This is a genomic window from Serratia sp. AXJ-M (genome assembly GCF_046531865.1).
Classification (GTDB): Bacteria; Pseudomonadota; Gammaproteobacteria; order Enterobacterales; family Enterobacteriaceae; genus Serratia; species Serratia liquefaciens.
Window position 1 is genome coordinate 2420698 of sequence record NZ_CP059394.1, and the last position, 13005, is coordinate 2433702.

Sequence of the window (13005 nt, forward strand, 5' to 3'; positions counted from 1 at the left end):
AGGGGGCGGATCAGGCCAGCGGCCCACCCAGAATCGTTTCTTTCATGCCTGAAAGAATGCGTTCACCGGTTTCGGTTTTCAGCTCCTCGTACCAACTGCGGGTGACGTCCATCTCTTTGCCGTGTGTGACATCACAGCGCTTACGTGCCTTCAGCACCAAATCTTTCACCCGATAGCTGCGTTTTTCCTGATAGCGTAGCAGCGCATCTTCAATACCCAGTGAATTGGTCTGCAAGGCAATCGCCAGCACCACCGCGTCCTCCATTGCCGCGCAGCCGCCCTGACCGATGTCCGGAGTGGTGCTGTGCCCGGCATCGCCCAGTAAGGCTACGCGGCCCCGCACCAATTGCTCGAAAGGTTCGATATCGTGGATCTCAATGCGGTTGACGCTTTCCGCATCAATTGCGGCAATCAGTTTCTGTACCGGTTCGGCCCAGCCGGCAAAGTAACGTTGCAGGTCGGCTCGCGCGGTGCTGCGGTCTTCCGCCAGCCCGGTCGGCAAGGGAACGTCGAAGAAAAAGTAGAAGCGGTTGCCGGAGACCGGCATCAGCGACACGCGCTTACCTTCGCCGACAAAGGTGGTCCACTGGTCGGCCGGTGCGATGGACTCATCGATGGTGACCAGCCCGTTCCAGTTGACGTATCCGGCATAGCGCCGCTCCACGCCATGGCCCAGCACATAAGGGCGAATAGCGGAATGGGTGCCGTCGGCGGCGATCAGAAAATCCCCGCTGGCCTGGCTGCCGTCTTCAAACCAGGCGGTAACGCCCTGCGGGGTTTCTTCAATACCGCTAACCCGTTTGCCGAAGCGCACCTGGTCGCGGCCGTAGGTGTCCAGCAACATGGCCTGCAGCTCGGCACGCGCTACCGGGTAAGGGCGTTCGCCGACGCTGGTGATTAACGGATCCAGACTAAAACGCGTCAGCGTTTGTCCGTGCAGGTATTCCTGATAGGCCATGAAATGCATCGGCCCCCCGAGCGCCCGCAGTTGTTCTTTCATCCCCAGATAGTTGAGGCATTTGACGCCGTTAGGCCAGATCGAGATTGCCGCGCCAACCGGTTTGATCGCCTTGACCGCTTCAAAAACCTCGGTTTCGATACCGCAACGCTGCAATGCGATGGCGCTACACAGCCCACCAATACCACCGCCAATGATAATTGCTTTCATGTTTTTCTCCTCCATAGCCACGATGGGGAGAAGCAATTTCCGTACCAGTCTGCGTATGCTCAGCGGGCAACGCGGTCAGAGCGCTATCAGGAGCGTTATGATGCAATTTGGTGCAATCACTGGTCTGCGACGGGGCATATTTTCACGACTAGATCCTTTCTCAGGCACGATCGCGATTAGCCAACTGGATGGCCAGACTTTCGATGCGTTCAGCCATTTGTTTCGTCAAGTTGGTTAATTCGGTGTTCTGCTTCAGTAGTTCCAGTAACTGTTCAGATTACTGCGCGGCGAGGGTTTGGCGTTGGGCCATGGCTTCATCCAAATCTTCGCGGTGCTGAGCGTCGGTCAAGGCATGTGCCTGATCGCGTTCGGCCTGGCGAGTTTGGGCCAGCAGAATCAGCGGGGCGGCATAAGCAGCCTGCAGGCTGAACGCCAAATTCAGCAGTATAAAGGGATAGGGGTCAAATTTGGCGAAACCCGCCAGGTTAAGGTAGATCCAGACGGCGACCACCACCGTTTGGCCGACCAGAAAGGTTGGCGTGCCGAAAAAACGGGCGAAGGCTTCGGCTTTTAGCGCAAACCATTCGTCACCAAAGGTGTGGGTGAAGCTTTTCAACGGACGGTAGAAACGGAACTTTTTATGGGGCTGCGGCATGGCTTTTACACTCATTAATGTCATGAAACAAAGGTCTAATTTATAGCATAGGGGTTGCAATAGCGGCTCAATGCACAGCACGAATCCGTAACGGAAAATCCTGATGAAATGTTAAACAGACAAAATAATAGACTACGCTAACTATTAGCCCGTCGCGTCAGTGCAGGCAGACGGCGCAGATAAAAAGAACGATGTCGCCGCATTGATTAAGGTTGATCGGCATTTTGGAGCGATGAGCAATGAAACTACCTCAAGTCCCGCTTACCCGGCGGCGGTTTATCGTTGGCGCCAGTGCATTGGTGATCGGCGCCTATCTGCCGTCAACCGGCGCACTGGCGCGTACAACGACGACCACGGCGCCAGAAAACACCGCTTATGAAGCCAATGCTTTCGTGCAGATCGACGAAAATGGCATTGTCACCGTCCTCAGTAAACACACCGAAGTGGGCCAGGGCGTTTATACCGGCATGGCAACGCTGGTCGCTGAAGAGCTGGATGCCGACTGGTCGCAGGTGCGGGTGGTTGCCGCTCCGGTGGATACCAATGTCTATAAGAATCTGGCGTTCGGTTTTCAGGGCACCGGCGGCTCCAGCTCGGTGGCCAACGCCTACGAGCAGATGCGTCGCATGGGCGCGATGGCGCGCGCCATGCTGGTTCAGGCCGCTGCCCAAAGTTGGAAAACCTCAGCGGAAGAAATCACCGTGCAGGCGGGCAAGATCCGCCATGCCGCAAGCGGCCGCGAAGCAGGGTTCGGTGAGTTTGCGGCGCTGGCCAGCCAACTGCCGCCGCCTGACCCCGCCAGCCTGACCCTGAAGGATCCGAGCCATTTCACCCTGATCGGTAAGGTCAGTGGCTTGCACCGCGTAGACTCGTTGGCGAAGACCAACGGGTCGGCGCAGTTCACTCAGGATATTCATGAGCCGGATATGCTGACCGTTACCATTAAAAAACCGCCGCGTTTTGGCGGCAAGGTGGCCTCGTTCGACGCCAGCCGGGCGCTGAAGGTGCCGGGCGTGGTGGATGTGAAACAGACCGATACCGGCGTGGCGGTATATGCCAAAAATACCTGGGCGGCGATCCAGGGCCGTGAAAAATTACAGGTGGAGTGGGACGACTCGCAGGCAGAGCGGCGCGACACCGAGCAGATATTTGCCGAATTCCGTCAGGTGGCGCAAAAGCCCGGCGTAGTGGCGAAAAGCCAGGGCAAGCCGGGCGAGATTTTCGATAAGGCGGATAAGGTGATCGAAGCGGAATACACCTTCCCCTATGTGGCCCATGCGCCGATGGAGCCGTTGGATGGCTATCTGTTTTGGGATGGCGAGAGCGTTAAGGCACGCTATGGCTGCCAAATCCAAACCCTCGACCATAAACAGCTGTGCGATCTGTTCCAGCTACCGCCGGAAAAAGTGCAAATCGACACCATTTTGGCCGGCGGCAGCTTTGGCCGCCGCATCGATCTGGGCAACCCGAAGCTCGGGCCTGACCTGGCGGCGGACATGGCCGCGGCGGCCAAAGCTATTGGTCCTGGTCACGGGGTCAAAGTGGTGTGGACGCGAGAGGATGATATTCGCAACGGCTGGTATCGTCCGATGATCCTCCACCGGATGAGAGGGGCGATCCGCGACGGTAAAGTCGTGGGCTGGAGCGATACCGTCGTTGGTCATTCCTGGACGCTTAACAGCGCGATGACGGCGCTGGTGGTTAACGGTCTCGACCAGATGATGGTCGAAGGTGCCAGCGAAGTGCCGTACACCTTCGAAAACTTCCTCTGCGACGCGCATATCGTCGCGGGTAAAGTGCCGACCACCTCATTAAGATCGGTCGCCAGTACTCATACCGGTCACGCCGTCGAAAGTTTTATTGACCAGCTGTTGCAGGAGACCGGGCAGGATCCGGTCGAGGGGCGTCTGGCATTGATGGGTGATGCACCGAGTGAGGCCGGCGTGCTGCGGGCGGTGGCCAAAGCCGCCAACTGGCAGGGCGCGAAGGTGGTGGATGGACGAGCACGCGGCGTAGGCGTCGCCAAGGCGTTTAATACTCGGGTGGCGCAGATAGCCGAGGTGTCAATCGGCGAAGGTGGCATTCCGCGCGTGCACAAGGTGTGGTGCGCGGTGGATTGTGGTGTGGCGGTCAATCCGGATGTGATCCGCGCGCAGATTGAGGGCGGCATAGGTTATGGCCTGAGTATTGCGCTGTACGGCAACATTACGCTGAAAGACGGGGTGGTTGAGCAGTCCAACTTCAATAATTTCCGTCCGCTGCGCATCGACGAAATGCCGGAGATAGAGGTGATTATCGTACCTTCAAGCGAAGCGCCTACCGGCGTTGGCGAGTTGGGGGTGCCGACCATCGCTCCGGCCGTCGGCAATGCACTGGCACTGCTCGGGAGACCTCGCAGTTCACTTAGCCTGCCTTTACACCGTCCCAACCGTGACGCCAGCGTCTGAGCAAGGAGAACAGCATGATAACTTTAACTGTAAACGACCAACCGCTGACGTTTGATGGCGATCCCCATATGCCGCTGCTGTGGTTCTTGCGTGATGAGGCCGGATTGACCGGCACCAAATTCGGCTGCGGCATCGCGATGTGCGGGGCCTGTACCGTCCACCTGGATGGGGTGCCGGTGCGTTCTTGCATGACGCCGGTCTCTGCCGCCGAAGGCAAGAAAATCACCACCATTGAAGCGATCGGCGAAACGCCGGCGGGCAAAGCGGTGCAGGCGGCCTGGGTCAATCTGGACGTAGTGCAATGCGGCTACTGCCAGTCCGGTCAGATCATGAGTGCCAGTGCACTGCTGGCCCAGAGTAAAAATCCGAGCGATGCGGATATCGATGCGGCAATGAGCGGCAACGTCTGTCGCTGCGCCACCTATGTGCGCATTCGCGCTGCCATCCACCAGGCCGCCAAGGCGTTGGATTAAGGGAGAAACTCATGAGCAACGCCCTGAGATGGCTATTTTGGTTGATCGTGGCAATCGTGGTGCTGGCCGGCGGTTATGCGATCTATACGCTGCTGCGGCCGGTCGGCCCGGAACCTGCTGCGCCGATCGCCGGTGCCCCTGCCGGGATCAGCGATAAATTGGCGCGTGGCGAATATCTGGCGCGGGCTGCGGACTGCGTGGCCTGCCACACTGCGCCCGGCGGTAAACCTTTCGCCGGCGGTTTTGCCTTTAAACTGCCTTTCGGCACCATTTACGGCACCAATATAACCGCCGATCCCGACACCGGTATCGGTAATTGGAGTGACGATCAGTTTGTGCGCGCGGTGCGTGAAGGCGTTGGGCCGCAGGGTAATCTTTACCCGGCAATGCCGTACACCTCATACACGGCCATGAGCCGTGACGACGTGTTGGCGATCAAAGAGTATCTGTTCAGCCTGCCGCCGGTGAAGCAGGCCAATCCGGAAAATGGGCTGTCGTTCCCGTTTAACCAGCGCTGGGGCATGAAGTTTTGGAACCTGGCGTTCTTCAACGAAAAACGCTTCGAGCCGAACCTGAATCAGGATGAGCAATGGAACCGAGGCGCATATCTGGCCACCGCGCTGGGACACTGCAGCGAATGCCACACGCCGCGCAATTTGGGGTTTGGCATTAATCAGAGTAAAAACCTCAGCGGTGAGGTGATCCAGGGGTGGTTTGCAGCCAACATTACTCCCGATCCGCAGACCGGTATCGGTGCCTGGAGCGAACAACAGCTGTCGCAGTATCTGGCGACCGGCCACGCAGAAGGGCGCAGCAGCGCAGCCGGTCCGATGGCAGAGGCGGTGGAAAACAGCCTGCAGTATCTGACGCCGGAGGATAATCAGGCGCTGGTGAAATACCTGCGCAATATCGAGCCTATCGCCACGGACAGTGCCAGCGCGGTCAATCTGCAGCCGAAGGGGGCAACGTCGTCCAGCGCGATATTGCCGGGCGGGCAGGAAGACTCGTTGGGACGGCGACTGTTCGCCGGAGACTGCAGCGGTTGCCACCAGTGGAACGGAACGGGACGCCAGAGCAAATATGCTTCCTTGGTCGGCAGCACGGCGGTTAACGATCCGCAGGGCCGCAGCGTGGTGCAGGCGATCCTGAAGGGGACGCGCATCAGCATCGGCGAACAGCATGAATTCATGCCGGACTTCGGTGCTCAATACTCGGACGAGGAAGTGGCGGCGGTTGCCAATTATGTTGTCGGCCAATTTGGCGAAAAACAGGGCAAGGTAACGGCCAAACAAGTCGCTGAACAACGCAAACAGTAAGAGGCGGCGAGGGGGGCTGCCCCCCTCGCTACCTGTCATTTTCTGCGCCGGGACATTACCAGTTTGTCTTTGGGGCGATCCAGCCAATCGGCAACCTCGTTATTGAAGTTATCCGCTAACAGGTAGGCTGGAGTTTTCGCCAACCAGTCAGACAGCGAAATGTCCTGATAGATGCCATTATCCAACACGATTAATACCTTAAGATCGTCATCCCCCATATTTTCGATATAGTGACCAAAACCCTGTGGAACATAGCCAACGTCGGTAGGAGAATATTCTTCAGTCTGCACATGGCCGTGCGAACTGAACACCGTCATGCGCCCCTTGCCGGAAATATAGTATTGCCACTCATTGGCATTGGGATGCCAGTGTAATTCCCGCACCGCCCCAGGCTTAACGATTTCTATAATGCCGGTCATGGTAGTGGAAATAGGGAATTCTTTTGAAGAGACCAAGTGCACGCTGCCGGCATCATTTTCGAAGAAAGGCTTTTGTTTCATTAATTCATAGCGATGAGCCAAAGGTGCATTATTTAAACCGCCATCGTGGGCTGGTAAGGGCAGTGCGGGCGGAATGGCGCCGCCGACAATATAAGCCTCACCTTGTTTTGCCTTGGAAAATACCGCCGCCGGCATATTCACGCTTTTTTCCAACACTTCTTTGGGCATATGGGTTACCCAGTCGGTAATGCTGAAGGTGCCGAACTCGGAAAAGTGACCATTATCAAAGGTCAGAACAAAATGTGCGCCGTCTGCCAACGCCTGAATCGAGTGGCCGTAACCCTTGGGGAAATACCAGACGTCGCCGGGGCCGAAATCTGCCACCTCACATTTGCCTTCAGGATCAATGATGGTAATGCGGGCATGCCCCTCCAGCATAAATGCCCATTCGGCAGCGATGGCGTGCCAGTGCAGTTCACGTACGCCACCCGGCTCCAGCGTCATATCCACCCCGGCAACCCCCTCGGAAATCGGGAATTGTTCAACGGTAGCCTCCCTGGCCCAGCCGTTGGGTAAACTGCGTTTCTTACTGTGGCTAAAGACGTATTTATACAGATTTTTTGCATCGGCAGCGGGTTGGAAATTGCTGGGGGGAACTATATTTCGATGTTCATCGGCGCTGGCGGATTTAATCATGCCGCCCATAACACCGGCGGCTGCGGCGCTGACTGCGGAAACTTTCAATATATCTCGACGCGATAACATAGGGCTTTCTCCAAATAAAAGTGGCCCACAGCGAATACGGCTGACTGGGTTTATTCTTTTGTTTTATTGTGTGCAGGGGGTTTATTGCTGAAATGGAAGCATTCGGCAACGGTTAAAGCATAGTGGGTTAAAAACAGGATGCCGCGAATAATATATTAATTTATGTTACTAATTGAGTGCGGCTGTGATTTTTAAATCCGCTTTAAAATAGTTATCTACCGGTATCAAATAAATGTATTCCATTATTAAATAAAAGGTAAACAAAGTGAGTTTAATTAAAGTGGATAATGTGTTTCAGGTGCTATTTTATGCGGTTGAGTAAATGGGTATCAGTAAAAAAGGCATGGCAGGGTACGGCGGGCAACGTTGAAGTGCGTTTTCGGTAAAGAGTGATGTGAATCACAAAGCGTAACTAAGACTATTGCCGAAAAATGGCAACTATGACGATACTTTCGCCGCGATCTTAGCGATCGCCAGACATTTTTATTACGGCGTGTTACTGCTCAGGCAGGCAAGACCAAAATAGGAATGCACCTCTCCTTGTGATGAGGCGCATTTTGATTTTGGTCTTTTTTTTTTGCTTTTTTACCGGGGATATTCGATGGATTACAAACAGTTGGGCCTGGAAATTTTGCTGCAGGTCGGGGGCAAGGACAACGTCAGCAAACTGACGCACTGTGCCACCCGTCTGCGGATGGAGTTTAACGATGATAGCAAGGTACAAGCGAAAGCGATCGAGTCCTTGCCTGGGGTGATCAGCGTGGTGGAACGTGGTGGCCAGTTTCAGATCGTGGTCGGCAACAACGTGCAGCAAACCTTCCGCGCGATGCAAAAAGAAATCGGCGATCTCAGTGGCCGTCAGAGTGAGAAAAATTCCCAGGCGCGGGGCGGGGTGATTTCACAGATTATCAGCGTTATTTCAACCACTTTCACACCGGTGATCCCTGCTATCACCGGTGCGGGGATGATTAAGGCGCTGCTGGCGATCCTCAAACTGACCGGAGTGATAGATGCCGCCAGCCCGACCTACCATCTGCTGGACACCATCGCCGATGCGGCCTTTTTCTTCCTCCCGGTGCTGCTGGCTTATGGCGCGGCAATCAAATTCGAATGTAACCCGATCCTGGCAATGACCCTTGCCGGCGCGTTGCTGCACCCCAATTTGGCACAAATGCTGGCGGCGGGCACGGTGATTGATTTCGTCGGCATACCGGTGCGCCTGGCGGATTACGCCGGCTCGGTGTTGCCGATCATTTTCACCGTCTGGTTAATGTCCTATATCGAACGGTTTGCCGAGAAAGTGTCGCCGACGATGATCAAGTTCTTCACCAAACCTATGATTATCCTGTTGGTGACCGCCCCGTTGGCGTTGGTGGTGGTAGGGCCGTTCGGTATTTTCCTCAACGATCTAGTGGCCGCCGGTGCCGCTATCGTCGACGGTAAAGCCAGTTGGCTGATCCCGATGCTGATGGGCGGCCTCCAGCCGTTTCTGGTGATCACCGGTACGGCCTGGGCAATGACGCCGATTGCTACCGGTCAACTGAGTAAAAATGGTTTCGAAATGATTAACGGCCCAGGCATGTTGGCTTCCAACATTGCACAGGGCGCTGCGACGCTGTGCGTGGCCTTTCGCACCAAAAACAAAAATCTGCGCCAGCTGGCGTCCTCTGCGGGTTTCACCGCGCTGCTGGGTATCACCGAGCCTTCGTTGTACGGCGTGACGCTCAAACTGCGTAAACCGCTGATTGCAGCAATGATCGGCGGCGGCTGTGCCGGTATTTACGCCGGGCTGAGTGGGCTGGTGCGCTATGCCTTCGTTTCTCCCGGATTAGCGGCGCTGCCGGCGTTTATCGGCGAAAACCCAATGAACATTGTCCATGCGCTGATCACCTGCGCCATTGCTATTGTGGTGACTTTTGCACTGACCTGGATGCTGGGGTTCGACGATCCGGTTGAAGAAACGGGATCTGGGGTCTCGGAGGCCGTCAGTGGCGACGAACAGCAAATTGTCAGTCCGCTCAACGGTCAACTGGTGGCATTGGCGCAGGTTAACGACGACGTGTTCTCGCAGGGGCTATTGGGTCAGGGTGTCGCAATACGGCCGCAGGAAGGCGTGTTGCGCGCGCCGCTGACGGGGGAAGTAGTGACGTTCCTGCCATCCATGCATGCGGTCGGTATCAAAGGTGACAACGGCGTCGAGCTGCTGGTGCATATCGGCATTGATACGGTCAATCTGGCGGGACAGCATTTTACTTCCGAGCTTAAAGTGGGCGACCGCGTCCAGGTGGGAGATGAACTGGTGCGCTTTGATCTGGCGGCGATCGTCGGGCTGGGTTACGACATCACCACGCCGGTACTGGTGGTTAACAGCGAAGCTTTTCCTCAGCTGAATTGCCGCCAACCGGGAGCCGTGGATTTTGGGCAGCCCATCATCACCCTTAATAATGCGCAGCAGGAGCAGGCATGATTTACCAACGACTGAACGATTTCCCCGCAGATTTTCTGTGGGGGGCTTCCACCTCTGCCTATCAGGTGGAGGGGGCCTGGAACGAAGACGGCAAAAGTCCATCGATTGTGGATATGCTTGATCACCCGGCAGAAACCGCTGATTTTAAGGTCGCCAGCGATCACTATCACCGCTTCCGAGAGGATGTGCAGCTGTTTGCCGAGCTGGGATTAAAGGCCTACCGTTTCTCGATTGCCTGGACGCGAGTGCTGCCGCAGGGGACCGGTGAGGTCAACGCCGCAGGGCTGGATTTTTATCGCCAGTTGATTGATGAATTGCTGAGCCATGGCATAGAGCCTGTGGTAACGCTCTATCACTTCGATCTGCCTTATGTGCTTGAGCTGCAGGGCGGTTGGTCGAATCGCGCCACCATCGATGCCTTTGTCGATTATGCCGAAGTGTTGTTTGACGCATTCGGTGACCGGGTAAAGTATTGGCTGACCATCAACGAGCAGAACACCATGATCCTGCATCCGGGCGCCATTGGCACGCCGAAGGGCGGTGAACTGCCATCCAGGCGAGTGCTGTATCAGCAAAGCCACCATATGTTGGTGGCTCAGGCCAGGGTGATGGCGTTGTATCATCAGCGCTGCCCGGCCGGGAAGATCGGCCCGGCGATTAATACCACCTCGATGTATCAGGAAACCTGCAATCCGCTGGATGCCATCGCCGCCCATAACTGGGAAACGCTGCGTTGCTGGAGCTTCCTCGACGTGGCCGTGCAGGGTCGTTATAACCCGCTGGCCTGGCGTTACCTGCTGGATCGTCAATTGGCGCCACGGATGGAACCCGGTGATGCGGCGCTGTTGCTGCAGGGCAAACCGGACTTCGTGGCGATAAATTATTACTCGACCGCCACCATTGCCGCCAGCCGAGGCGATGCGTCGGACATCAGCGCACGGGCCGGCGATCAGCAAATCATGCTGGGGGAACCGGGCGTGTATCGTGCGGCGGAGAACCCGTTCGTCGGTAAAACCCGCTACGGTTGGGTGATCGATCCTGTCGGATTGCGGCTGACGCTACGTAAAACCGCGGAGCGTTACCATTTACCGATATTAATTACTGAAAACGGCATTGGCGCCCCGGACCAGCTACAGGCCGATGATACAATCAACGACGATTACCGCATCGAGTTTATGCGACAACACGTCGAACAGATGCAGTTGGCCATCAACGACGGCGTCGAACTGATCGGCTATTGCCCTTGGGCGGCAATAGACGTGGTCAGCACCCATCAGGGCTATGCCAAGCGCTACGGGTTTATCTATGTAAACCGGGGTGAGCAGGATCTGAAGGATCTGCGGCGGATCAAAAAGCGCAGTTTTGACTGGTACCAACGGCTGATTGTCTCCAATGGCCGGCAACGATAATAAAAACAGAGGGTGTGGCCGCGACGATGAAAGTCATTAAGGTACTCAATAATAGCCTGGTGCTATCGGCGGATGACGATAACAATGAAGCTATCGTGATGGGCAAGGGTATTGGCTTTAACAGCAAAGTGGGTGACGTTCTCGACCCGGCCGCGATAGAGAAAGTGTATGTGGTGCAGAACAGTCAAAAGGGCCGCGATTATCTGCGGCTGATTGAAACCACGCCGGAAGAGCACATCGAGATTGTGCAGATGATCCTGGCGGAGGCTAATCGGCAGCTTAACGGGCGAATTAACGAGCAGATTTTCTTCACCCTGGCGGACCACATCAGTTTCGCCATTGAGCGCTATCACAAGGGTATCGCAATCCAAAATCGCCTGTTGTTCGAGGTGAAGCGCTTTTACCCGCAGGAGTTCGCAGTGGCGACCCAGGCACTGGCGCACATCAACCGGCGGTTGAACATTGCGCTGCCGGAAGAAGAGGCGGGCAATATCGCTTTTCATCTGGTTAATGGTCAAACCGACGTGCAGAACATGGAGCACACGCTGCTGTCGGTGAAGATGCTGAAAGACATTTTCAATATCATCAAATACCATTTTCGCATCACGATCGACACTGACTCGCTCAACTACTCGCGTTTTTTGGTGCATATGCAGTTTTTTATTCAGCGAATGATCGAGGGGCAGCAAATGGCGTCGAAAGACGACTTTATCTTTGCGCAGGTGACCAGGGAGTATCCGCATGCCTATCGCGGCGCACTGCTGATCCGCGACTACGTGAAGAATCTGCTGCAGATGGAGATGTCGAACGATGAACTGCTGTATCTGGTGATCCATCTGACGCGTATCGCCGACCGGTCTGATTAGCCGGGCGACTGCTCGCTGACGGCTTCGGCCACCAGATCGCGAAAGCGTTGGATGATGGCCGACGTCCGGTTGCTGCGCAGCGCCAGATAAAGCGGCGCGCTGAGCTGGGCCTGTTCGGCAATGGTTCGGTAAACGATGCCGTCCCCGCCCAACCGCCGCATGGAGGCCGGTACGATCGACAACCCCAGACCGGCACCTACCAGGCTAAGGGTTGCGGGCAGGCGCGGGGCTTCCTGAATAACGCGTGGGCTGAACCCGGCACCGTGGCAGGCCGCCAGAATCGCATCATACAAGCCCTGGCCCGCCGGGCGACGATAAAGAATAAAGGCCTCCTGGGTTAACGCAGTCAGCGGTAGCGGCTGGTCGTCATGGGTGGCCAGCGGGTGACCGATGGGCAGGGCGATCAGCATCGGTTCGCGCAGCACCGGCTCAATTGTCAAACCGGGAATAGCGCCCACCGGCGAGCGGACAAAGGCCACGTCGAGCCGCTCATCCACCAAGGCATCCAACAGTTCGCCGCTGCCTGCTTCTTCCAACTGAGTGGTAATGCCAGGCAGGATCTCACGGTAGCGGCGCAGCAGATTGGGCACGAAGGGATGCAAGGCGGCGGAGCTGGTGAAGCCGATAGCGATATGCCCTTGTTCACCCCGCGCGGCGCGGTGCACCGCTTCGGTCAGATGCTCTGCCCGCGTCAGTAGCGCCCGCGCTTCATTGAACAACACGCTGCCGGCTTCGGTAACGCGTACGCCACGGGGCAGGCGCTGCAGCAGTTTTACCCCCAATTCCTCTTCCAGCCCCTGTAACAGGCGGGTCAACGGCGGTTGTTGTATAAACAGTCGTTCGGCGGCGCGGGTGATATTGCCTTCTTCCACCACGGTAACGAAAGCCCGCAGGCGGCGAAGTTCGATCATTGACATACCTTGAAGGTATCCTTGTTGCTTGTGAAATGCATTAGACATCATGGCATGGCGACGCGCATCATACCAGCCATCAAAATAA

9 protein-coding genes and 1 pseudogene are annotated in these 13005 nt (G+C 56.3%); 6 read left to right on the forward strand and 4 right to left on the reverse strand.

The genetic code is table 11. The features are described from left to right. Positions 1–10 precede the first annotated feature (10 nt). Together hpxO and H0S68_RS11395 are read right to left on the reverse strand one after the other, a co-directional pair. Positions 11–1168: an FAD-dependent urate hydroxylase HpxO gene (hpxO, locus tag H0S68_RS11390; RefSeq protein ID WP_410529397.1), complete on the reverse strand. Its 1158-nt coding sequence runs from the start codon at positions 1166–1168 to the stop codon at positions 11–13. A 160-nt stretch (positions 1169–1328) separates the two neighbouring features. After that, positions 1329–1838, reverse strand: a pseudogene (locus H0S68_RS11395) (DUF1003 domain-containing protein). A 224-nt stretch (positions 1839–2062) separates the two neighbouring features. Here H0S68_RS11395 and H0S68_RS11400 point away from each other — a divergent pair. From H0S68_RS11400 to H0S68_RS11410, 3 genes are read left to right on the forward strand one after another with little or no spacing between them, the layout of a single operon-like run. Beyond that, positions 2063–4270: a molybdopterin cofactor-binding domain-containing protein gene (locus H0S68_RS11400; RefSeq protein ID WP_410529398.1), complete on the forward strand. Its 2208-nt coding sequence runs from the start codon at positions 2063–2065 to the stop codon at positions 4268–4270. A 14-nt stretch (positions 4271–4284) separates the two neighbouring features. Continuing rightward, the gene (locus H0S68_RS11405; RefSeq protein ID WP_020826797.1) at positions 4285–4743 is read left to right on the forward strand and encodes a (2Fe-2S)-binding protein; all 459 of its coding nucleotides are present in this window, start codon (positions 4285–4287) and stop codon (positions 4741–4743) included. An 11-nt stretch (positions 4744–4754) separates the two neighbouring features. Beyond that, complete coding sequence (locus tag H0S68_RS11410; RefSeq protein ID WP_048759055.1) at positions 4755–6059, forward strand: c-type cytochrome; 1305 nt, start codon at positions 4755–4757, stop codon at positions 6057–6059. Between the two features lie 35 nt (positions 6060–6094). Here the strand turns inward: H0S68_RS11410 and H0S68_RS11415 are convergent, their stop codons facing one another. Next, complete coding sequence (locus tag H0S68_RS11415; RefSeq protein WP_261138171.1) at positions 6095–7264, reverse strand: cupin domain-containing protein; 1170 nt, start codon at positions 7262–7264, stop codon at positions 6095–6097. A 601-nt stretch (positions 7265–7865) separates the two neighbouring features. Here H0S68_RS11415 and H0S68_RS11420 point away from each other — a divergent pair. Genes H0S68_RS11420 through licT form a run of 3 tightly spaced genes read left to right on the forward strand, consistent with a single transcriptional unit; the run spans position 7866 to position 12006 of the window. Continuing rightward, positions 7866–9731 (forward strand): beta-glucoside-specific PTS transporter subunit IIABC, encoded by a 1866-nt coding sequence (locus H0S68_RS11420; protein WP_409324999.1) that lies wholly within the window; start codon positions 7866–7868, stop codon positions 9729–9731. Then, positions 9728–11140, forward strand: coding sequence for a glycoside hydrolase family 1 protein (locus tag H0S68_RS11425; RefSeq protein ID WP_130015701.1), 1413 nt, complete (start codon positions 9728–9730; stop codon positions 11138–11140). Before H0S68_RS11420 ends, H0S68_RS11425 begins: the two co-directional genes overlap by 4 nt. A 26-nt stretch (positions 11141–11166) precedes the next feature. Next, the gene (gene licT / locus H0S68_RS11430) at positions 11167–12006 is read left to right on the forward strand and encodes a BglG family transcription antiterminator LicT (protein ID WP_129940566.1); all 840 of its coding nucleotides are present in this window, start codon (positions 11167–11169) and stop codon (positions 12004–12006) included. Here the strand turns inward: licT and H0S68_RS11435 are convergent. Then, positions 12003–12923, reverse strand: coding sequence for a LysR family transcriptional regulator (locus H0S68_RS11435; protein WP_130015703.1), 921 nt, complete (start codon positions 12921–12923; stop codon positions 12003–12005). The two genes, licT and H0S68_RS11435, sit on opposite strands and share 4 nt — an antisense overlap. Positions 12924–13005: the final 82 nt, after the last annotated feature.